The organism is Cupriavidus sp. 21MJTG02-4, assembly GCF_057798975.1.
In genome coordinates this window covers 396,343-418,580 of sequence record NZ_JBYOJP010000004.1, presented here as the reverse complement: position 1 = coordinate 418,580, position 22,238 = coordinate 396,343, and the positions used below count along the sequence as shown (strand labels likewise).

The following is a 22,238-nucleotide window of genomic DNA, read 5'->3' as shown; positions in this document are numbered from 1 at the left end:
ACGGAGACACCCATGGCAATCTCGAACGGCGCACAGGGTGCGCCCGGCGTCCAGGCGGCCTCGCGTGCCACGCTCGGCACCGACCGCCCGCACGGCACGCACAGCACGCACGAGGCCGACGCGCTCTACCGCAAGGTCAGCCGGCGCATCATCCCGCTGATCCTGGTCTGCTACTTCTTTGGCTATCTCGACCGCGTCAACGTCGGCTTCGCCAAGTTGCAGATGGTGGGGGACCTGGGCCTCAGCGAAGCCGCCTACGGCGTGGGCGCGGGGCTGTTCTTCCTCGGCTACCTGCTGCTGCAGGTGCCGGCCGGCTATCTGGTGAACCGCATCGGCGTGAAGAAATGCCTGGCCGGTTCGATGCTGGCGTGGGGTGTCGTTTCAGTTGCCACGCTGGCGACCGTCGACCAGACTTCGTTCTACGCGCTGCGCTTCCTGCTCGGCATCACCGAGGCCAGCTTCTTCCCCGCGGTCATTGCCTATTTCAGCGTGTGGTTCCCGTCGCGGCGCCTGTCCAAGGTCATGGCCATGCTGTTCCTGGCGATGCCGCTTGGCGTGATCGTGGGCGGGCCGCTGTCGGGCTGGATCATGGACGCCACGCACGGCGGCCTGGGCCTGAAAGGGTGGCAGTGGATGTTCCTGGTCGAAGGCCTGCCGGCGGTGCTGCTTGGCCTTTACCTGCACGCGAGCGTGACCGAGCGCGTCGAGGACGCCAACTGGCTCAGCGATGCCGAGAAGCGCATCGTGCAGCAGGAGATGGCGCAGGAGTCGGCCGGCAAGCGCACGAGCCTGGGTCCCGCGCTGCGCGAGCCAACGCTGTGGCTGCTGTTCGTGACGTCATTCCTCTACAACGTGGGCAACTACGGCCTGGTGTTCTGGATGCCGACGATGATCAAGGCGCTCGGCAACCTGTCCAACTTCGAGATCGGCGCGATCAGCGCGATCCCGTACCTGGTCGCCTCGGTGGCCATGGTGCTCAACGCGCAGCACTCGGTCAGGACCGGCGAACGCCGCTGGCACACCGCCGTGCCGATGTTCGTCGGCGGCGTGGCGCTGCTTGCCAGCGTGGGCGTGCATGCGCAGCCGGTGCTGGCCGTGATGTGCCTGACCGTCGGCGTGGCCGGCATCATGAGCACGCTGGCGATGTTCTGGAGCCTGCCCTCGCGCATCCTCGCGGGCACGGCGGCGGCCGGCGGCGCGGGCCTGGTCAACATCGGCGCTGCCGTGGCCGGCTTCGTCGGCCCTTCGATCATGGGCTATCTCAAGGGGCTGACCGGCAGCACGGAAGTCGGGGTGGCGCTGCTTGCCGTCACGTTGTTTGCGGCCGGCGCGCTGATCCTGTCGATTCCGCGCCGCTTCATGCTGCGCGGCGCGTGATGGCGCGCACCAACACGGAGGCCGGCATGACGGCGAGCCCGGATTCTCTCAATGCGCGCAGCCTGGCGGAGCAGGTGCGTGCCGGGCAATTGAAGGCGCAAGACGTTACCGCCGCGGCGCTGCGCGCCATCGAGGCTGGCAACCGCGCGCTCAACGCTTGCGCCGAGACCTATGGCGCCGAGGCGCTCGCCGCGGCGCGCCGCGTGGACGAGCGCGTGGCGGCGGACATGGAGGTGGGGCCGCTTGCGGGCGTGCCGTTCCTGGTCAAGAGCAATTTCGACGTGGCGGGCCATGTCACGGTGGCCGGCTCGCCGGCACGCCTGGCCCGCGCCGCCGCCACTGATGACGCCTTCGCGGTGGCGCAACTGCGCCGCGCGGGCGCGATACTGATCGGCACCACGCACATGGACGAACTGGCGTGCGGCGCGACTGGCGAGAATCCGCACTTCGGCGCGGTGTGCAACCCGCACGACACGGCCCGCATGACGGGCGGCTCGTCGAGCGGCTCGGCCGCCGCCGTGGCCGCCGGGTTTGTGCCGCTTGCGCTCGGCAGCGACACCAACGGTTCGATCCGGGCACCGGCCGCGCTGTGCGGCGTGTGGGGCGTGAAGCCGACCTTCGGCCGGCTCTCGCGCAGCGGCTGCGTGCCTTACGCGGACTCGCTCGATGTCATCGGCGGCTTCGCGCGCGATGTCGACGATCTCGCGCTGCTCTACGACGTGCTGCAAGGGCACGACCCTCGCGACCCTCGGCAGGAACGCGTGCGCGGGAGCATGCCGGACGCCGGGGAGGGTGATGCCGCCGGTCTGCGCGTGGGCATCCTTGGCGGCTACTTTGCGGCCTATGCCGACGCGCAGGCGCAGCGCACGGTACAGCTGGCGGGAGCCGCGTTCCGTGACGTGCGCGACATTTCCTTCGACATCGCCACCGTCGACGCGGTGCGCCAGGCCGCGTTGGTCGTTTCCAACTGCGAAGTCGCGGCGGCCCATTCGGCGCTGCTCGATGTGCCCGAGCATCAATGCTCGTCGCGCCTGCGTTCGCGCCTGGCAGCAGGCGCACAGTATCCCGCCGCAACCTATGCCGAGGCGCTCGCACGGCAAGCGGCGTGGCGCAGCGAATTCGCGGCGCTGTTCGCGCAATGCGACATCCTGCTGGCCGCCGCCACGCCTTATGCCGCGCCGCGCTTCGACACCCTTTCGATCGACGTGAACGGCCATGCGCTTGAACCGGCGAAGACGCTGGGCATGCTCACGCAGCCGATCTCGTTCGCGGGATTACCGGTGGTCACGATGCCCGTGGCCGATGCGGCATCGCCGCTGCCGCGCGGCGTGCAGGTGATCGCCGCGCCGTGGCACGAGGACCACTGCTTCGCCGCCGCGCGACGCATCGTCGAACATCTCGCCCCACGCTGATTTGCCCTCCGCAAAGGCCTGTGGCCAGGCCGGATCGTGCGGTCCTGGCGCCTTTGCCGTGGAACAGAGCAGGCGGGGGTATCGGCTCGGGGGGAAGGCATTTTCTCCGAGCTTCTTGAGCCGTGGCCGCCGGATGTCCCGGTTAGTTAAGTCGATGTCCCTATATGTCAAATGACATGGCTCGTCTTGGCAAATAATGACTGCGTGGGAGCCGGGTCGGTCCGGTTCCGTAATCTCCCTTCCCGGACTTGCCATGAACTTCCTTGACGGACACCTGTTCCCCGAAAACCAGCAACCCCTGATCATCACGGCCGCGCCCTATGCCCCGTCGTGGATGCCGTCGGACTTCCCCGGCGAAATCCCCGTCACCATGGAAGAGCAAATCCAGAAGGCAGTGGATTGCTACAACGCTGGCGCCACCGTGCTGCACCTGCATGTGCGCGAACTGGATGGCAAGGGCTCCAAGCGCCTGTCCAAGTTCAACGAGCTCATCGCCGGCGTTCGTGCGCGCGTTCCCGAGATGATCATCCAGGTCGGCGGTTCCATCAGCTTCGCTCCGGAAACCGAAGGCGCGGCTGCAAAGTGGCTCTCCGACGATACCCGCCACATGCTCGCCGAACTCGATCCGAAGCCGGACCAGGTGACGGTCACGGTCAATACGTCGCAGATGAACGTCCTTGAGCAGTTCGACCACCGCGACATCGCGGGCAGCTCGATGGAAGATCCCGCGGTCTTCAATGCCTACAAGGAAATGACCGTGCCGGCGCAGCCGGGCTGGGTCGAGGAACACGTCCGCCGCCTGACCGCCGCGGGGATCCAGAGCGCGTTCCAGTGCTACAACGTCAACAGCTTCGAGTCGGTGGAACGGCTGATGCGCCGCGGCATCTACAAGGGCCCGCTGGTCATGAACTGGGTGGCGATTGGCGGCGGCATGGATTCGCCGACGGTCTACAGCCTGGCCAACTTCATGCGCGGTGTGCCGGACGGGGCCGTGGTGACGGTGGAAAGCTCGGTGCTCAACGTGCTGCCGGTCAATACCATGGGCATTGCGATGGGGCTGCACGTTCGCTGTGGCACGGAAGACAATCTCTGGAACCAGACGCGTACGCAAAAGATTGGCACGGCGGCGCAAGTCGAGCAGCTCGTGCGCATCTCGCGTGAACTGAGCCGCCCGATCGCGACCGCCAAGGAAGCGCGAGAAATGTCCAAGATCGGCGTGTTCTATGACACGGTCGAGGAATCGCTGCAGGCCAACGGCTTCGCGCCCAACCGGAACGGTGGCCGTCAGGGCTATCTGCAAAAGGCCGCCTGACCGGGCGCGCATTCCTGCATGCCAGGGCTTGTCCGGGCCGGACGCTTTTGCCGGCCGGACAAGCGTTACCGGCCACACAACCGGGGTAATGAAAACAATGAATATCGCTGAGCGTCTGCACCACGTCATGGCTGCCGAGCAAACCGTGACGCGCTTGTACTACACCCTCGACCGCAGTGACTATGCTGGTGCCTCCCGTTGCTTCGTGCCCGACGGCATCTGGGAGCGCAGCGGTAATGCGCTCCATGGACACGAGCAGATCCTCGCTTCCCTGAACAAGCGGCCCGCGACGCTGCTGACGCGACACTATGTCAGCAATTTCCTGGTCCTTGAACATAGCGGATCCCGCGCCAAGGTTGCCTTCAACCTGGCCGTCTATCGCTCCGACAAGGGCGAAGCGCCAGCGCTGCCCGTGGCCGGCACGGTACCGGCCATGCTGGCCGAGGTGGAATGCGAGTTGACCTGCAGCGAACAGGGCGACTGGCTGATCCAGCGCCTCGATCCCTTGATCACGTTCACGGCATGACGTAGCGGCGTCGCCGGTGCAGATGCTACGGGTTCCCGTAGCATCTGTATCGGGCCTGGGGCCCAGCCCAGCCGGTCATGTCACGTGCCGCGTTGTTCCACTGTCGTGCGCGATGCCCGGATCATCGTACTCGCGCGAGATGTCCTTCCTGGTGTAGTCACGCAATTGCGAAGCGGCAAACACGCTGAGTGCGGCACACACCAGCACGTAGATAGCAATCGCATATCCGGTGTGGTAGCGGGCGAACAGCGCCGTCGCGATCAGCGGCGCGGGGCCGCCAGCGATCACCGAGGCAAGCTGGTAGCCCATCGAGGCACCGCTGTAACGCAAGCGTCCGGTGAAGGTCTCGGCGATCAACGCCGCCTGCGGGCCGTACATCATCGCGTGCGGAACCAGCGAGAGCACGATCGCGGCGAATACCCACATCGGATTGCGGGTGTCGACCATCGCGAAGAACACGAAGCCGAACACGCCCACCGCCAACGCGCCCGCGATATACATGCGGCGCCGTCCCCACACGTCCGACAGGTGCCCGAAGAACGGGATCGTGAAAAACTCGAGTACGGCCGCGGCCAGCACGGCGGTCAACAGCAGGTCGCGCGACATGCCCAGTGTCATGACGCCATAGGTGAACACAAAAGCCGTGAAGATATAGAAGGGCGCCTGCTCGGCCATGCGGACCAGGGCCGACAGGATGATGTCCTTCGGCTGGCGACGAATCACCTCCAGCATCGGCGTCTTCTCGATCCGGTGCTCGGCCAGCAGCCGCGCGAAGACCGGTGTTTCGAGGACGGTGAGCCGGATATAGAGCCCGATCGCGACCAGCGCGATGCTGAGCAGGAACGGTACGCGCCAGCCCCAGCTCAGGAACTGGTCACCGGCCAGCCAGCTCATCGCCAGCACCGCCAGGTTGGCCAGGAACAATCCCGCCGGCACGCCGAATTGCGGCCAGGATGCGACCAGGCCGCGATGCGCATCGGAACGCGCCCATTCCATCGACATCAGGACCGAGCCGCCCCATTCGCCGCCCACGCCTACGCCCTGGATAAAGCGCAACACCGTCAGCGCCACCGCGCCCCAGATGCCGATCCGTGCATAGGAAGGCACGAACGCCACGGCAAACGTCGCCAGCCCCATCAGCAGCAGCGTGGCCACCAGCGTGGCCTTGCGACCGATGCGGTCGCCGTAATGGCCGAAGATGGCAGCGCCGATTGGCCGCGCGATAAAGCCGACGGCGTAGATCAGGAACGCCTGCAGCGTCCCGACGAGCGGATCGGATTCTGGAAAGTACAGCTTGGCGAACACGAGGCCGGTGACTGTGCTGTACAGGAAGAAGTCATACCACTCGATCGTGGTGCCGACTGTGCTGGCGATCACGGCGCGGCGCAACTGGCGCCGTGCCTCCGATTCAGTGAGGGGCATCGCTCCGGTTTGCGCGGGATCCATTTGCATATCCCCAATAGGCGATATACCGGTATAGACAGCCGACGTCTGAAGGCGTTCCCGCCGGACCTTTCTCGTTGAAAACGCCTTCAGCTTCGTACTCGCGAGCCAGATGCAGGGAACGCGTCGCTGTCATTTATGACAGTAGACCGGATGCATTCCGCGCAGGCATCACAATGCGCGCGACGAGCTGAGCGTCGCCACGCGGATCGAAGCGGTCATCAAGGCCGCCGCAACCGGCATCATCAAGCCCCAGGCAGGCAGCCCTCACGGGGCGATCCACGCCGAATGCGGCAGTGCTGTCTACTGTTACGAATGACAGTAGGCAGTCGGTTTCCGCAAAATCCCCATCGGTCGAGCAGGTAGCCAACCGGCTGCGATGCGCAAGACAACGCCACGCCGAGTGTCCGCCATGCGCTTGAAGAGCGAACCCGTCGGCGACACTGCTCCGCCGTGGAGCTGCTTCGCAGCGAAGCCGCATAGGTCCCACGTGCGGCGACGGTAGGGGACAGGTTTGTCATTTCTGCACCGTGCGCTCACTCACCCTTCAAGACTTGCCTGAAGCCCCTGTGGCCCCGCAGGTTCCCGGCTACGGGGTCGAACGTCGACGATCAGGAACCCGGCTGGACCAGCCAGTACGGCTCGCGCTCATAGTAGCGATGCACATCGATGGCCCATTGTTCATCGGCCATGCTGGGCCAGTTGTCCTTGTGAAAGCCCGGTCCGTACTTGATGCGGTTGGCGCTGAGGCCCACGCGGAAACATTTGGCGTCCGTGTCCATGACCAGCGCGCTCCACGGAATGGCATGCAGCGTCTCGCCCATGCGCAGGAAGCCGCCAGTCGCCAGGACCACGTAGGCGACGCTGCCGTGTGGGACGTCGATCATGATCTCCTTGATATCGCCAACGTATTCGTTGTCGGTTGAGTAGACCCGGGTCGCGTCGAAGCTTGATGCCGCCATGATTTCCGGTCCGGGACCCTTGCCAACGCCGCTGCCCACGATCGCGGCGCCCAGGTCCGAGGTGAGATAGCGATCCATGGCGGGTCTCCGAAACGGTTGCTGGTTCCCTGACGGAGCAACCTGCATGCCTGCTGGCCAATGACTTTGGCCAGCGCCGCGTCATGCGTGCCGGTCTACCCGCATGACCGCGCTGGCGGCGTCGACCACAGCCGCCAGCGCAAGCATGGCGATGATCACCGTGCAAGCCTGGGGCAGGCGGAACAGCGACAGCTCGAAATACAGCATCTGCCCGAGCCCGCCGGCGCCGACAAAGCCAAGGATCGCCGCCATGCGGATATTCGTTTCCCAGCGGTACAGGATGTAGGCCAGGAACTGGGGCCATACGCCGGGCAGCGTCCCATACACGAACACCAGCGCTGCCGGGCTGCCGCCTTCCTTCAGCGCGCGCGCGGGCGCCGGCGGCGCATTCTCGAGCGCCTCGGCGAACAGGCGGCCGAGCACGCCCGCCGTGTGCATGGCGAGGGCGAGGGTGCCGGCAAACGGCCCAAGGCCGACTGCCAGCACGGCCAAGGCGGCCCATACCAGCTCCGGAATCGAGCGCAACAGGTTCAGCAGCAAGCGCGACAACGCGCGCAGCGCATCGCCGTAAAGGCCGCAAGCCGGCAGCGCCAGGCCAAAGCCCAGCACCGCCGCGCACAGCGTGCCCACGGCGGACACGGCGAGTGTTTCGAGCATGCTGACTGCGGTCTTTGCCAGGTAGGCGGACGACAGGTCCGGCGGGAAGAACGTCAGGAGGAAGTGCGCCATCTCGGCCGCAGCGTCCGCCGAAAAGAGCTGGCCCAGATCGAGCGACAGGTACGCAAAGCTGCCCGACACCGCGGCGGCCACCGCGATCAGGGTGAGCAGGCATCGCATGCAGAATTGGGCGGCCCTGGCCTTGTTCGCCATGATTCAGTCGAGCAGCTTGCGCAGCCGCGCGCTGAGCGCGTCCGCCAGCAGCACCAGCAGCAGGAACACCAGCAGGATGGTCGCGGCTTCGCCGCCGTTAAGCAGCTTCATGGCCTGGTCCATCAACTGCCCCAGCCCGCCGGCGCCCACGAAACCCATGACCACCGAAGCGCGGATGGCACATTCCCAGCGGTAGACCGTGTACGAGACCAGTTCCTGCGCGGCATGGGGAATCAGGCCATAGAACAGGGCCGGCAGGCGTCCGCTCCCGCTGGCAAGCAGGGCATGCACGGCGTGTTTGTCACTGGATTCCAGGATCTCGGCATAGACTTTTGCCAGCATGCCGCCATAGGTGATGGCCAGGGCGAGGACGCCCGCGGCCGCGCCCAGGCCGAGGGCGCGCACGAAGACCAGCGCCCATACCAGTTCCGGCACGCCGCGCAGCAGCAGCACCAGGGCGCGCACGCCGGCGCGCACCGCCATGCGCGGCTTGTGTCCCGTGCCAGGGCCGATGCGCGACACGGAAAGGCTGCTCGTCAGGGCCACGGCCAGCGGTGCCGCCACGACAAAGGCGAGCGCAATCCCCGCGGTGGCGATCGCCAGTGTTTCGAGCGTGGCCTTGACTACAAGGCCGAGAAATTCGCCCGACACCTCGGGCGGCAGGAAATTGCGCACGAAAGCGCCTACCACCTTGAGGTTGCCGGCGTCGAACAAGGTGGAAGGGCTGAACTGGGACAGCCGCAGCAATGGCCACAGCACGAGCAGCGCGAGCACGAGTCCGCTGGCGCGCCGCAGCGCATGGGGATCGCGCGGGTGGGCGGTCATCGGCACGCCGGCCTGGATGGGGTGCCGTCGCCGCGCGCGCCTGTGGCGACGCTGATCAGGGGCTGTCCGCCTTGCACCGGCGGCGTCGTGCTTTCGGAGGCATAGAGTTCGCGCAGCAGGGCATCGGTCACGCGTGCGGCCGGCAGGTCGAAGGCAATCTCGCCCGCCTTCAGGCCGACGATGCGGGGAAACCAGCGCAGCGCCAGGTCCACGGCATGCAGGCTGGCCACCAGGGCCACGGCGCGCGTATCCGCTTCCTTGCGCAGTTCGCCCAGGGTCAGGTTGGCCAGCACCGGGTCCATGGCCGAGACCGGCTCGTCCGCCAGGATCAGTTCGGGCCGCTGGTAAAGGACGCGGGCCACCCCCACGCGCTGCAACTGGCCACCCGAGAGCTGGTCGCACCGGTCGAACAGGCGATCGGCCAGCTCCAGGCGGGCGAGCTGTTCGGCGGCGCCATCGATGTCGGCCGGATAGACCAGCGACAACAACGATTTCCAGGCGGGCCACAGGCCCAGGCGGCCGGCCAGGATGGCGGTGATCACGCGCTGGCGCGGCGGCATCGGCGGGGCCTGGTGGACCATGCCGATGCGGCAGCGCAGTTGCCGCAGGCGCGCGGCGGACAGCGCCCAGGGGCTTTGCTCCAGTACCTCGACCCGGCCTTCGCCGGGCCGCAGCGACGTGGCCAGCAATCGCAGCAAGGAAGTCTTGCCGGCGCCGGACGGACCGATGATGGCGATCGGCTCGCCGCGGCTGGCTGCCAGCGTGATCTGGCTCAGCGCGCGTTGTCCGTTGGCGTAACGGATGCTGGCGGCATCCAGGCGGAAACTCATCAGGCCCGCATTACTGGATAAGGCCGGCGGCGCGGGCGGCGGTCTCGATCCCGGCGTAGTTTTCCGCGCGGGTGGGGATGTACTTGACGGTCCGCTGCAAGGCCATGATCTCGCGCTGCTCGGGATTGGCGGGGTCAAGCCGCAGGAACGCGTCGGTCAGCTTCTTGCGCAGGGCCGGATCGAGCCCGCCGCGCACGGTCCAGTTGTAGTCGAAGTAGGGCGGCGTCACGGCAAAGACCCGGACCTTGGCGGGATCCACCTTGTGCTGCTCCACCAGCTTGTCCCATACCGAGGCGTTGAGCACGCCGGCGTCGGCCTTGCCGGCCTGCACGAACGCCACCGTCGCATCGTGGGCGCCCGAATAGGCGACGGTCTTGAAGTCCTTGTCCGGATTGATGCCGGCCTCCAGCAGGAAGTGCCGCGGCATCAGGTGGCCTGACGTCGACGACGGCGCGCCGAAGGCGAAGGTGTGCCCCTTGAGGTCGGCCAGCGACTTGATCGCGCTGTTGGCGGTGATGAACTTGCTGGTGAACGCGGCATCTTCCTGGCGCTGGACGATGGGGATGGTGGCCCCCTTTGTCCGGATCTTGCTCTGGACGTAGGTAAAGCCGCCCAGCCAGGCCATGTCGATCTTGCCGGTGGCCAGCGATTCGACCACCGCGGCGTAGTCCGTGACGGGCACGAACTGCACCTTCATGCCGGTTTCCTTCTCCAGGTAGTGGCCGAGCGGCGCGAACTTGCGCTGCAGTTCGGTCGGGGATTCGTCGGGGATGGCCGAGACCCGCAGGACCGACTGGGCACTGGCGAGACCGGCAAAGCCCAGCAGGGCGAGCGCGGCAAGGCGCTTAAGCAACGGCAACACGGGCATCTCCATGAGTCATCTCTCCGATCACTGCAGCGTCCGCGAAGCCTTCGCGGCGAAAGATTTCCAGGACCTCGTCCACGGCATCCGGTGCGCACGACACCAGCAAGCCGCCGCTGGTCTGGGGGTCGGTCAGCAGCGCCTGCTGGCTGGGCGTGACAGAGGTGGACAAGTCCACCTCGCCGCCGTAGCTGGCCCAGTTGCGCCCCGAGGCGCCGGTCACCAGCCCCTCGGCGGCCATGCGCTCGACGCGCGGCAGCAAGGGAATGCGCGCCATGTCGAGTCGGGCGCCGATGCCCGCGCCACGGCACAGCTCCAGCAAGTGGCCGAGCAGGCCAAAGCCCGTCACGTCGGTCAGCGCGTGGACGCCCGGGACTTCGGCCAGCAGCCGGCCGGGCGTGTTGAGCCGGGTGGTGCAGGCAATCAGTTCCTGGTAGCCGTCGGCATCGAGCTTGTCCTTCTTCACCGCGGCGGACAGCACGCCCACGCCCAACGGCTTGCCAAGGACCAGCTTGTCGCCCGGGCGGGCGCCGCTGTTCTTCTTGACCCGATCCGGATGCACCAGGCCCAGTACCACCAGCCCGTAGATCGGCTCAAGGGAATCGATGGTGTGGCCGCCCGCGACCGGGATGCCCGCCTGGGCGCAGACCGATTCGCCCCCTTCGAGGATCTTGCCGATGACCTCGGGCGGCAGCTTCTCGATGGGCATGCCGACCAGCGCCAGTGCCATGATCGGCGTCCCGCCCATGGCGTAGACGTCGGAGATGGCGTTGGTGGCGGCAATGCGCCCGAAGTCGTACGGATCGTCCACTACCGGCATGAAGAAATCGGTAGTGGCGATCAGGGCCTGGGTGTCATTGAGCTTGTAGACCGCGGCGTCATCGCTGGTTTCCTTGCCGACCAGCAGGGCCGCCGGCGCCGGGAAGCCAACCGAATTCCTGAGGATTTCGGATAGCACGCCGGGCGCGATCTTGCATCCGCATCCGCCGCCGTGGGAGAAGGCGGTGAGCTTGATCTTGGTGTTGTCTGGCTGGGTCACTGCAGGGCTCCGGGTGATTCTGGTTTCAAGGCGTCGGCGACAAGTTTACTCACTTCCGCGCGTTCGCGGGCCGGCGCGAACAGCGGCGCCCGCAGTGCGCATTGCTGGCGCAGGCGGGTCAGGAACCCGGCGTCGCGGCTGGCGCGCTCCAGCACCCGCGCCAGTTGCGCGGCGTCACCGACCGGAAAATAGCCTTCGTAGTCACCGCCGAGCATGCCGATATTGCCCGGAATACGGCTGGCCACCACCGGCACGCCGCTGGCGACGGCCTCGATGATCACGTTGGCGCCACCTTCCATGACACTGGAGACCACCATGACCCGGGCTTCCCGGATGTGCTGGCGGGTTTGGTCATGGGGCAGGTTCCCGAGCCAGACATAGCGCCGCGGGCCGGGCCAGGCCTGGGTCTCCAGCGCCAGGGCGGCCTGCTCATACGCCTTGTCCAGCGCGCCGCCGATCTGGATCAGGCGCACGCGCGAATCGTCGGGGAGCAGCGCCAGGGCGCGCATGGGCGTCAGGGGATCCTTTTCCGCCCGCATATGGCCGACCACCACGACATCGAAGTGATCCTCGCTGGGCGCGGTGGGTGTGCATGCCGGCGCCGATTGGTAGATCACCCGGCACTTGCCGCGCTGGGCGTCCGGTAACTCGGCCAGCCCTTCTTGCTGCAGCACCACCAGGTGCGTGGCGAGTTCAAGCGAACGCCGGGCACAGGCATCGGTGCGGATATCGCGGTACAGATCGGTGCCGGTCAGCACGACGATCCGCGGACGGTCGGGACAGGCCCCCGCGAAGCTGGCAATGGACTCGGCCGAGCGGCGCGCGTGCAGGGCGATCAGGCAGTCGGGCAAGGCGCCGCCGGGGCTGGCCGCCAACCATTCCGCGGCCAGTGTGACCGCATAGTCTTCCTGCAGGAACCGGGACCAGCGATGGGCGGTTTGCCAGTTGCCGTTGTTGGCTTTGCGCAGCGCCGGACTGATAATCGCGACGTTGGCCTTGGGAGGACGCATGACGACAGGTTCCGAGGGGGCGGTAGCAAGAAGGATAAACAAGTTCGGGCTCGATGCGGCGTTTGCCGGGGCGCACCGGCGCACCTGGGCCGTGCTTCAGGGCCTGTCGCCGTCGCAGTGGCATGTTCCCTACGATGCGGGAATCAATCCGCCCTTGTGGGAATATGCCCATATCGCCTGGTTCACGGAGCAATGGGTGCTGCGCGAGCCGCGTGCAGGGCAGGACGGCCGCTGGATCGCCAGCCTCCCTTCCATGCTGCCGGACGCCGACCGCCTGTTCGATTCCATGCGCGTCGCCCACCAGGATCGATGGCATCTGGCGCTGCCCCCGCTCCCCGAGATTCGCGACTACGCTGCCGCCGTGCTGGCGCACGTTCGCGCCAGGCTCGCCGCATCGGACGATACCGACGCGGCGCTCTATTTTTACCGGCTCGCCTTGTTCCACGAAGACATGCATGCGGAGGCGCTGACCTATATGCGCCAGACGCTGGACTATCCGCTGCATGCCCCGCTGGCCATGCCTGCCATGGCGCCGGACTCGGGGCCGGTCGCCGCAGGCGGCGACACGTTCCTGATGGGGACGTCCGATGGCGACGGCTTTGCCTTCGACAACGAGAAGTGGGCTCACCCGGTCCGCGTCGCGCCTTTCCGCATCGATCAAAGTTGCGTGAGCAATGCCGCCTTCGCGGAGTTCGTCGCCGCCGGCGGCTACCGCGACCCTCGGTGGTGGTCCGACGACGGACGCGCATGGCTGCGGCAGAGCGGCCTGACGCATCCGGTGCGCTGGCGCGAGACGGACGGCGGGACCGCGCGGCAATGGGCGCTGCGCTGGTTCGGGCAATGGGTGCCGCTGCCGCCGGAACAGCCGGTGTGTCACGTCAATGCCCACGAGGCCGAAGCCTATTGCCGCTGGGCCGGCAAGCGCTTGCCTGCGGAGTCCGAATGGGAATATGCGGCCACGCACGACCTGATCCAGTGGGGCGGCGCCGTGTGGGAATGGATGGCGGATCCGTTCGTGCCCTATGCAGGCTTCTCGCCCGACCCCTACCAGGAGTATTCCGCCCCCTGGTTCCGCACGCATCGCTCCGTTCGTGGCGGATCGTTCGCCACGGATGCCCGCATGCAGCATCCTCGCTACCGGAATTTCTACCTGCCGGGCCGCAGCGATCTCTTTGTCGGATTCCGCTGCTGCGGTTGAGGGCGCAGGGGCGGTAAGATCATCTGACTCACGCGCCAAGGAGCATCGGATGCGGTTTCTCTGGCCACACATGCTCTGGCTGCTGGCCTTGCTTCCCCTGCTGTCAGCGGCCTACCTGTACCTGATTTCGCGACGCAAGAAGTACGCGCTGGTGTACGCCAGCCTTGCGCTGCCGCGGGCAGCGCTGGGTCGCAGGCAACGGCTGCGGCGCCACATCCCGCCGCTGCTGCTGCTGGTCTCGCTGGGCGCAGCCCTGCTGGCTTGCGCCCGGCCCATGGCGACCCTTACGCTGCCGTCCGACACCATCACGCTGGTACTGGCCATGGACGTCTCGCGCAGCATGGCGGCGACGGATGTCGCCCCCACGCGGATCAGCGCGGCCCAGCAAGCTGCCCGGGAGCTGATTGTCGGGCTGCCGGCCAGCGTGCGCCTGGGTATTGTTTCGTTTGCCGCGACGGCGATCGTCATCCTGCCGCCCACCGACAACCGGCAGGACATGCTCGACGCGGTCGATCGCTTTCAACTGCAGCAGGGCACGGCCACAGGCAGCGGACTGATCCAGGCGCTGGCCGTGTTGTTACCCGACGATGGCATCGATCTGGAAGCGATTCTCTTCAGTGGCGAGTCGCTCGCGCCCGGCGCTGCAGGAAGATCGCTGACGGAGGCCGCCGCGGCGGATGCCGTCCGCAAGCGCGAGCAGGAAGGGCGGACCACCCAGCCGGGCGCTTACCGGCACGGCGCGGTGATCCTGCTCAGCGATGGCCGCCGTACCACCGGCCCCGACCCGCTGGACGCCGCGCGCATGGCCGCCCAGCGCGGCGTGCGCGTCTTTACCGTGGGCTTCGGTGCGCCCCCGGATAGCAGTGAGGCGGCATCGGGCATGGACTTCACCATGCAGCCGGATGAATCCACCTTGCGCTCCGTCGCGATGCTCACGGAAGGCGAATACTTCGCGGCGGGGTCTGCCGCGGACCTGAAGCAGGTGTATCGCCAGTTGAGCGCGCGCTTCGTGCTGGAGCGCAAGGAAATCGAGATCAGTGCCTTGCTGGCGGCAGCTTCCGCCTTGCTGCTGGTGGTAGCGTGCGCTTTGTCGCTGCTGTGGTTCCGGCGGTGAACTTGGCCGCCAGCGCCGGGCGGCGAAGGGGGGCGGTTTATCGGCATTTGTCCAATCCCGATAAATCATCGCTGCCAATTAAATGGCGATAGATGCTCCGGCCGCCATCGGTGTCGGGGACCATGCCGAGGCAAGTGATGCCCGGCGAACGCAGCGGACGCGGCCGGAAACGAAGGGCGCCTGAGGGAAAGGCGCAGGCAAATATCCGGTGCCCGGCGCGCCGGCTCAGGGAACGGTTGTTGCTTGAGCATGGCCATTGCCCATTGTCAGTTTCGTCTCCGTTTGGCGAATGCCCGCGTGATTTTCCCTGGACACCTTTCACTTCGAGCCGCCGCGGAGCTCATCCGTGACAGCGTCAACTCATGGATCGATGACTACGCGCCGAGCATGGGCGCGGCCCTCGCTTACTACACGGTGTTTTCGATTGCGCCCTTGCTGGTGATTGTCATCACCGTCGCCGGCGTCATATTTGGCACGGATGCGGCACGTAATCAGGTGGTCGGTGAATTGACCGGCCTTATCGGCGATCAAGGGGCAGAGGCGATACAAGAGATGCTGGTGGCGGTCAGCAAGCCAGCCGCCAGTACGCTGACGGCCGTCCTCGGCGTACTGACCCTGCTGGTTGGCGCGACGACCGTCTTTGCCGAACTGCAGTCAGCGCTCGACCGCATCTGGCGGGTCCCGCAGCGACAGAAGACATCAGGACTGTTCTCGCTGATCCGCGCGCGACTGCTTTCCTTCGGCATGATCCTGGGCATCGGGTTCCTGCTGGTGGTGTCGTTGCTGTTCAGCGCTGCCCTTTCCGCCCTGGGGAGGGAATGGGGGCCGCTGCTCGGCATCAACGAAGCGGTCGGACATGTCCTGGACAGCATCGTCAGCCTGGTTCTGCTCACCGTGGTGTTCGCGATGATCTACAAGATCATGCCGCGCACGAAGATACGCTGGTTCGACGTGTGGCTCGGTGCGGCGGTGACCGCCGTGTTGTTTACGCTGGGAAAGTTCCTGATCGGCTTGTATATCGGGAAAACCGCCGTAGCCAGCGGTTATGGCGCGGCGGGATCACTGGTGGTCCTGCTGGTGTGGGTGTATTACGCTGCGCAGATATTTCTTCTTGGGGCGGAATTCACCTGGCACTTCGCGCGCCGATTCGGCTCTTTAAAGCACAGTGATCCGCAGTCACAAGTGCTTGATCAGGATTCCACACAGGAGGCGGAGCGCCCCGGACTTCCCCATTAACTGGGCTGTCCGTAATGGGGCCGTTCTGGCCGAGATCCCTCGCTACGCCGGATCTATGCTTATTACGACCATCGCGGGGAGGTCGCGCGAAAGCAGTTCGCGCGCACATAAGAACCTCGTGCAGGGCTCTTATTGCCTCTTTCGCAGGCCGACTCAGCCGACCGGGCGACGAGCATAGCAGTTTTTTAAGGCGAGTACCGCTTCTCGGCATAAATAAGACGTCGTCAAGGCAGACCCACTGCTCGCCTTATGCAGACCCCGCTACAGGCGCCTCGAGCACAGAAAGCGCGCCGTTTTGGGCATTCCAAGAGACGCATCCACGACCCCGCGGTCCACGGAAATCACCGATGGCAAGCTCATAACGCGGAATTTAATAATGGACTATCTCTAAATACCTTTACATTTTTTCCACCAATTAATTAGTGGTCTTGCACGAACATTGAAGTTTTGTTTTGAAAAAAGCACTAATATTTTTTACCTGTTTGCATATACGGACGAAGAGGTTTGTGAAGTATTTACATGGAAGGCATGCGGGTCGGATATACGAGCGCCTGAAGGGGCGTATCAAGTTTGATACGGAATCGGCCAGAAAACCATTCTTGACGAAAATGATTGGAACTACGATCCGTGCATTCCGACTGGCGACGGTACATGGAACAAGCTCTTGTTCTTCCAGAAAAATCAAGAGGGAGTTGTCCTCTTTTCGTGTCGATGGCGGCACGCCTTCTCGCGTCCCGTCGTTTCACGGTCAACGTGGTGGTATTGGCCAGGAATCATTTTGACGTTCCACGCGTGATACGAAACGAACCGGAAGTCGCCTATGAGCCGGGCATTCGAGAACCGGAATCGCCCAGTGGCAGCCAGATTTCTGTGCATGGCACAAGCTTCGCTAACTGCCTCGGTATGCTGCCCTCCAGTTTGGATATCCGCGGGTATGTAGGCGGCGCGAGTGCGGTGCATCCAAGGCTTTCATGCATCCCATGCTCACGAACCGAAGATCAACATACCTCGGCGTAATCGCTGGAGGAGGAGTTTTGTCATGCAGAAGGTTCTCGCAGTGTTTGGGACGCGCCCCGAAGCCATCAAGATGGCACCGCTCATTCACCGGCTGCAGCGTTCGCCTGACTTCGACTTGCGGGTATGCGTGACTGGCCAGCATCGGCAGCTGCTTGACCAGGTGCTTCAGCTCTTCAAGATCGTGCCGGACTTTGACCTCAACGTGATCTGCAAAAGCCAAAGCCTTTCCGACATCACCACGCGCGTGCTGGCTGGCGTCCAGACGGTTCTTGAGGAATACACGCCTGACACGATGCTGGTTCACGGAGATACCACCACGACATTGGCGGCGACGCTGGCGGGGTTCTATCGGAGCGTCCCGGTCGGCCATGTCGAGGCCGGATTGCGAACCGGCGACCTGACCGCGCCCTGGCCCGAGGAAATGAACCGGCGCGTGACGGACATCATGGCATCGTGGCATTTCGCGCCGACGCAGCAGGCGCATGACACGCTGTTGCGCGAAGGGGTCAACCCGATCCGCGTCCGGTTGACTGGCAATACAGGCATTGACGCCCTGCTCGAGGTCAAGCAGCAGATCGACGCCGATTCGCAAACGCGCGCGCGCCTGGCCGACAGTTTTCCGTTCCTGGATGAATCGCTACGGATGGTGCTGGTGACCGGGCATCGGCGCGAAAACTTTGGCGCGCCGTTCGAGCGCTTCTGTACCGCGCTGCGCATGCTCGCCGATCGGAACAAGGACATCCAGGTCGTCTATCCGGTCCACCTGAATCCCCGGGTACGCGAGCCGGTCAATGCCATCCTGAGCCAGCATCCCCGGATTCACCTGATCGATCCGCAGGACTATCAGCCGTTCGTGTTCCTCATGTCGGCCGCTTACCTGATCGTGACGGACTCGGGCGGGATCCAGGAAGAGGCGCCGGCTCTCGGCAAGCCGGTTGTCGTGACGCGTGAGACCACGGAGCGCCCCGAAGCGGTGGTGGCCGGTACGGCGCGCCTGGTGGGAACGGATACCGACCGGATCGTCCTGGCTGTCGAATTGCTGCTGCGTGATCACGAGGTGTATTCCCGCATGTCGCGTGCCCACAATCCCTTTGGAGACGGGCGTGCCAGCGAGCGAATTATCAGTGCCCTGCAACAACCTGTTAAGGCGATGTGTACCGCCGCCTTCTCTCGCGCGATGCACGCGGAGCCCGTTACGGACCCGCGCGTCATCCAGCTGGACGGCAACACCGCAACCTGGAGGAAAACATCATGAAATCTGCAGCGACCTTGGCGGCCATCCTTGTTGCTGGCGTGTGGGCCGCGGGGCCAGCGCACGCCCAATTGTCGCCGGAGGCGGCCGCGGTGATGTCCGGGCCGATTCTCTATCTTCCCGCAAGCCCGTCCGATCCGGGCGGGGTGATTGGCTACGACCACGACCGGCAGTTCGTCGGTGTCGAAGCCGACGACCATGGCACGAACAAGGCAAAGCGCGCCAAGCTGATAAAGAAGCCCAACAAGGCCGTGGCGGGTCCGAAGGTCAACGCCAGCACTTACGCGCTGTCGACTGCCCCGGGGCAGGTCAAGAAGTAAGAGGACCTGTGGCGCCCGGCTTAACACAGATGTTCGGGGACGTCTGCCATGGCTGACATTCAGCTCCTGGCATATCCGGCCTCGGTTTCCGCTTCGCGCTCTGGAGACGATCGTGCTTCATAAACTGCGTTTGATGTTGCTGCGACTCAGCACCGTGGTGTTCATGGTGCTGCTGGTGGCCGCCATGGGACCCGCCCGAGCCGCCACCAACCTGATTGCCATGGTGGTACCCGACAACTATTCGGCAACCGATCCGCGCATCACCGCGTGGCTCGACGCCGCACTGGAGGAGGGGCTGCAGATCAAGCTGGTCACCGACTCGCAAGTGCTTCAGGGCATCACGCCGGCCCAGTACCCCGGCATGATCCTGCCGGACCAGGTGCATCCCAACGCCAGCGATGCCATGGTGACGGCGATCGAGACGTATGCGAATCAAGGCGGCAATGTGATGCTCGTCTACGATTTCGGCGCGCTGACCACAACCGGCTTCTATGCTTCGCAACGCAGCCGGTTCAGCAACCTGGCTGGCGTGAACTACGTTCTCTACGACCAGTACGGCGGCAACATGATCGGTCTCGGCCCGATTACCGGGCTGAGCAGCACCTTGCGCGCCATCCAGGTTCCCCCCGGCAAGTCCATGGCCTGGACGACCACATCGTCCAGTGACCCGGTGGAAGGTGTCTCGGGCTATGTCTATGGCTTCCTGACCTACCCAAGCTACGTCACGCAGGGGGCTTACACGGGCAAGGCTTTCCTGACTTCGCCAAACTTCGGGCTGGTTGCCGGCCTGCGTTCGTTCGGTTCCGGCCAGGTGCTTTTCGTCAATCTGCCGCTCACGTACCTGAAGGGACAGACCGACGGCATGCTGATGCACGGGTTCGTGCGCTACTTCGGTGAAACCATGATGGCCATGCCACGGCTCTCGGCACAGCCCAAAGGCCTGGCCGGTCTGGTGCTGAACTGGCACTTCTGCGCGGGCGACCAGATCGCGCCAGCCTACCAGCTCAAGAACTGGGGCATCTTCAACAATGGCCCGTTCTCCATCGTGATCACCGCCGGACCGGACCAGATCAACTTCGGCGACGGCAAGGGGGTGAACCTTTCCAACAACGCCTCGGCGAAGCAACTGGTCGCTTACCTGATGAGCAAGGGGCACCATATTGGCGACCATGGCGGCTGGATCCACGACTACTACGGGGACAACGCCAGCGAGACCAACCAGTCGACGTTCCAGCAGTACCTGGTGCTAAACAAGCAGAGCGTTTCTGCGGTGACAGGGATGAATACCGTCGAGTATGCGGCGCCACAAGGCAACACGCCGCAGTGGTCGCTCAACTGGCTGGAACAGAACGGTGACACCGGCTACTACTTCGTCGGCCATACCGGCATGGCGCCCACGCGCAGCTACCGCAATGGCGCCTTGCTGAACCAGACCATTCGCGCGTTCCCGGTCGTGCCGTTCGGATCGAACGCGACGTTCGAGGAGTTCGAGGACTTCAACGTTCCGGCCGCCAGCATCAGCACCTGGTACAGCCAGCTGACGGACTTCGTCGTGAAGAACCGCACCAGCCGGCTGATCTACATGCATCCACTCGGCGCGGTGGACTACCGGGGCGTGCTCAATGGCCTCTTCTCCTATGCCAACAGCCTCAAGGGGCAGGGCGTGTTCAAGTGGTACACCATCAACGAACTCGCCGTGTTTGGGCAGCGGCGCCAGCAAACCACCTGGCAATCGACTGACATGGGCAACAGCTGGAGCTTCCAGGCAAGCAACCCGGCCGGGTTGACCGACATCACCTGGGTGCTGCCGAAGATTGCCTACACGCAGCCGGTCGTGACCCAGGGTGCCGCAACCGTGACGTGGGACTCGACCAACTGGCTGGTTACGGCAGGTGCCGGCAATGCCGTGGCGTTCACCAGCGGCAAGCAATGACAGCACCATCCGTCTGCCGGACGGCAAGGTAACGCCGTCCGGCGCCTTCCCCGGACACAGTGGATGACTCATGCCTCGATCACTTAGCACTATCCTGCTGCTGGGAGCGGTGTTTTCCGCGATGGTCCATTCTTCGCCGAGCGCCGCCGAGCCGCACGCTACACACGCGGTTGTTGCGAGAAGGGTGGCACCGGCCGACATCGCGCAAAGCGACAGGTTGCCGGCAGGCCCGGTGAAGGACACGGCAGCGATGGTCGCTGTGCGACAGCCTGCGGGCAGCTTCAAGGACGAGCCCGACGATACCCTCGAACAGCCACCTGCCCCGGTGTTTGAACAGCCGGCGACCGGTACGAAAGCGGGTCACATCGCTGTGTCGACGATGACGGGGCTGCTGACCCTGATCATGATCCTCATTGTGCTTTACGCAGTGAGGCACTACATCTTCACGCTGAACCGGCTGTTCGGCCGGCAGCGGCATCCGTATCTCGATATCGATGTCGCGGAATGGCCGTCGCTGACCGTCATGATCGCCGCGCACAACGAGGAAGCGGTGATCGCCGGCTCCTTGCAGTGCCTGCTGCGGACGGACTATCCGGCGGACCGGCTGACGATCATGCCGGTCAATGACCGCTCGAACGACCGCACGCGCGAGATTATCGAAGGATTCGCTGCGCGGCATCCCGGCCGCATCCAGCCGTTTCACCGGATCGCCGGGAAGCCCGGCAAGGCTGCCGCGCTCAAGGATGCGAGCGAGACCGTCAAGACCGACATCATTGTCGTCTTCGATGCCGACTACCTGCCCCCGGTCGGCCTACTCAAGCAACTAGTGGCCCCGTTCTTCGATCCCGAGGTCGGCGCGACCATGGGCCGGGTCGTGCCACTGAACCTGGGCAGCAACCTGCTGACGAGATTGCTCGACATGGAGCGCTCCGGTGGCTACCAGGTGGACCAGCAGGCGCGCATGAACCTCTGGCTCGTGCCCCAGTATGGCGGTACGGTCGGTGGCGTCCGCGTGCGCGCGCTGCGCAGCGTGGGTGGCTGGCACGATGACGTGCTGGCCGAAGACACCGACCTGACGTACCGGCTGCTGCTGGGAAACTGGAAGACGATCTACCAGAACTGGGCCGAATGCTACGAAGAGGTCCCCGAAGCATGGCCGGTCCGCATCCGGCAGATCATGCGCTGGACCAAGGGCCATAACCAGTCGTTCTACCGTCACGCCCGCCATGTGGCTGCATGTCCGGGGCACGGACTGCTGGAACGCCTGGATGGCGTGGCGCTGCTCGCCATCTACACCATGGCACCGGTCATGCTGCTGGGCTGGGCGCTGACGATCTTCCTGTTCTACACGAGCGGCTTCGCGCTGCATAGCACGCTCATCCTGCTCGCGCTGATGTCTTACGGCACGCTGGGCAACTTCGCGGCATTCTTCGAGATTGCAGCGGCCGTTCACCTCGACGGCGGCCGCGAACGCATCCGCTTGCTGCCCTTCAACTATTTCGGATTCATCGTGAGTGCCTTCACGATCGCGAGAGCCATGTTCGACCAGGTGATCGTCGACGTCCTGTTTCAACGCAAGCTGTATTGGGACAAGACCAAACGCTACCGCCAGGGCGGCTGAA

The 22,238-nt window shown here is 65.0% G+C and carries 20 protein-coding genes; 12 read left to right on the top strand and 8 right to left on the bottom strand.

From position 1 onward, the window contains the following. Positions 1–12 precede the first annotated feature (12 nt). The 4 genes from AC3FKH_RS11270 (at position 13) to AC3FKH_RS11255 (ending at position 4,627) form a co-directional block, all read left to right on the top strand. A complete protein-coding gene (locus AC3FKH_RS11270; protein WP_488675517.1) occupies positions 13–1,377 on the top strand; it encodes an MFS transporter in 1,365 nt (454 codons plus the stop codon). Then, positions 1,377–2,789, top strand: a complete 1,413-nt coding sequence (locus AC3FKH_RS11265; protein WP_488675515.1) for an AtzE family amidohydrolase — start codon at positions 1,377–1,379, stop codon at positions 2,787–2,789. Before AC3FKH_RS11270 ends, AC3FKH_RS11265 begins: the two co-directional genes overlap by 1 nt. Before the next feature lie 253 nt (positions 2,790–3,042). After that, complete coding sequence (locus AC3FKH_RS11260; RefSeq protein ID WP_483711645.1) at positions 3,043–4,101, top strand: beta-keto acid cleavage family enzyme; 1,059 nt, start codon at positions 3,043–3,045, stop codon at positions 4,099–4,101. A gap of 97 nt (positions 4,102–4,198) precedes the next feature. Further along, the gene (locus AC3FKH_RS11255) at positions 4,199–4,627 is read left to right on the top strand and encodes a nuclear transport factor 2 family protein (protein WP_488675513.1); all 429 of its coding nucleotides are present in this window, start codon (positions 4,199–4,201) and stop codon (positions 4,625–4,627) included. A 75-nt stretch (positions 4,628–4,702) separates the two neighbouring features. Here AC3FKH_RS11255 and AC3FKH_RS11250 read toward each other — a convergent pair whose 3' ends face one another. The 8 genes from AC3FKH_RS11250 to senB form a co-directional block, all read right to left on the bottom strand. Beyond that, complete coding sequence (locus AC3FKH_RS11250; protein ID WP_488675511.1) at positions 4,703–6,073, bottom strand: MFS transporter; 1,371 nt, start codon at positions 6,071–6,073, stop codon at positions 4,703–4,705. A gap of 608 nt (positions 6,074–6,681) precedes the next feature. Continuing rightward, positions 6,682–7,110, bottom strand: a complete 429-nt coding sequence (locus AC3FKH_RS11245; protein WP_488675509.1) for a PRC-barrel domain-containing protein — start codon at positions 7,108–7,110, stop codon at positions 6,682–6,684. A gap of 81 nt (positions 7,111–7,191) precedes the next feature. Next, positions 7,192–7,947, bottom strand: a complete 756-nt coding sequence (gene phnE, locus AC3FKH_RS11240; protein WP_488675508.1) for a phosphonate ABC transporter, permease protein PhnE — start codon at positions 7,945–7,947, stop codon at positions 7,192–7,194. 36 nt (positions 7,948–7,983) lie between these two features. Beyond that, the gene (locus tag AC3FKH_RS11235) at positions 7,984–8,805 is read right to left on the bottom strand and encodes a PhnE/PtxC family ABC transporter permease (RefSeq protein ID WP_488675506.1); all 822 of its coding nucleotides are present in this window, start codon (positions 8,803–8,805) and stop codon (positions 7,984–7,986) included. Further along, a complete protein-coding gene (locus tag AC3FKH_RS11230; protein WP_488675505.1) occupies positions 8,802–9,635 on the bottom strand; it encodes a phosphonate ABC transporter ATP-binding protein in 834 nt (277 codons plus the stop codon). Before AC3FKH_RS11230 ends, AC3FKH_RS11235 begins: the two co-directional genes overlap by 4 nt. A gap of 10 nt (positions 9,636–9,645) precedes the next feature. Continuing rightward, a complete protein-coding gene (locus AC3FKH_RS11225; RefSeq protein WP_488675643.1) occupies positions 9,646–10,503 on the bottom strand; it encodes a putative selenate ABC transporter substrate-binding protein in 858 nt (285 codons plus the stop codon). After that, positions 10,481–11,536, bottom strand: a complete 1,056-nt coding sequence (selD, locus tag AC3FKH_RS11220) for a selenide, water dikinase SelD (protein ID WP_488675503.1) — start codon at positions 11,534–11,536, stop codon at positions 10,481–10,483. The genes AC3FKH_RS11225 and selD overlap by 23 nt, the downstream gene beginning before the upstream one ends. Beyond that, a complete protein-coding gene (gene senB / locus AC3FKH_RS11215; protein ID WP_488675501.1) occupies positions 11,533–12,546 on the bottom strand; it encodes a selenoneine biosynthesis selenosugar synthase SenB in 1,014 nt (337 codons plus the stop codon). The genes selD and senB overlap by 4 nt, the downstream gene beginning before the upstream one ends. Between senB and senA the strand changes: the two genes are divergently transcribed. From senA to AC3FKH_RS11175, 8 genes are all read left to right on the top strand, one after another. Further along, positions 12,545–13,744 carry a selenoneine synthase SenA gene (senA, locus tag AC3FKH_RS11210; RefSeq protein WP_488675499.1) on the top strand — a complete coding sequence of 400 codons (1,200 nt, stop codon included), beginning with the start codon at positions 12,545–12,547 and terminating at the stop codon, positions 13,742–13,744. The genes senB and senA overlap by 2 nt on opposite strands. Positions 13,745–13,793: 49 nt before the next feature. Further along, positions 13,794–14,858: a VWA domain-containing protein gene (locus AC3FKH_RS11205; RefSeq protein WP_488675498.1), complete on the top strand. Its 1,065-nt coding sequence runs from the start codon at positions 13,794–13,796 to the stop codon at positions 14,856–14,858. A gap of 243 nt (positions 14,859–15,101) precedes the next feature. Beyond that, the gene (locus tag AC3FKH_RS11200) at positions 15,102–16,094 is read left to right on the top strand and encodes a YihY/virulence factor BrkB family protein (RefSeq protein WP_488675497.1); all 993 of its coding nucleotides are present in this window, start codon (positions 15,102–15,104) and stop codon (positions 16,092–16,094) included. Between the two features lie 651 nt (positions 16,095–16,745). Further along, a complete protein-coding gene (locus tag AC3FKH_RS11195; RefSeq protein ID WP_488675655.1) occupies positions 16,746–17,111 on the top strand; it encodes a hypothetical protein in 366 nt (121 codons plus the stop codon). A gap of 22 nt (positions 17,112–17,133) precedes the next feature. Beyond that, the gene (gene wecB, locus AC3FKH_RS11190) at positions 17,134–18,366 is read left to right on the top strand and encodes a non-hydrolyzing UDP-N-acetylglucosamine 2-epimerase (RefSeq protein WP_488675641.1); all 1,233 of its coding nucleotides are present in this window, start codon (positions 17,134–17,136) and stop codon (positions 18,364–18,366) included. After that, positions 18,363–18,683: a hypothetical protein gene (locus AC3FKH_RS11185; RefSeq protein ID WP_488675495.1), complete on the top strand. Its 321-nt coding sequence runs from the start codon at positions 18,363–18,365 to the stop codon at positions 18,681–18,683. The genes wecB and AC3FKH_RS11185 overlap by 4 nt, the downstream gene beginning before the upstream one ends. A 163-nt stretch (positions 18,684–18,846) precedes the next feature. Next, on the top strand, positions 18,847–20,616 hold the full coding sequence (locus AC3FKH_RS11180; RefSeq protein WP_488675639.1) for a polysaccharide deacetylase family protein: 1,770 nt from the start codon (positions 18,847–18,849) through the stop codon (positions 20,614–20,616). A gap of 250 nt (positions 20,617–20,866) precedes the next feature. Beyond that, positions 20,867–22,237: a glycosyltransferase family 2 protein gene (locus AC3FKH_RS11175; RefSeq protein WP_488675494.1), complete on the top strand. Its 1,371-nt coding sequence runs from the start codon at positions 20,867–20,869 to the stop codon at positions 22,235–22,237. The last annotated feature ends 1 nt before the right edge of the window (position 22,238 follow it).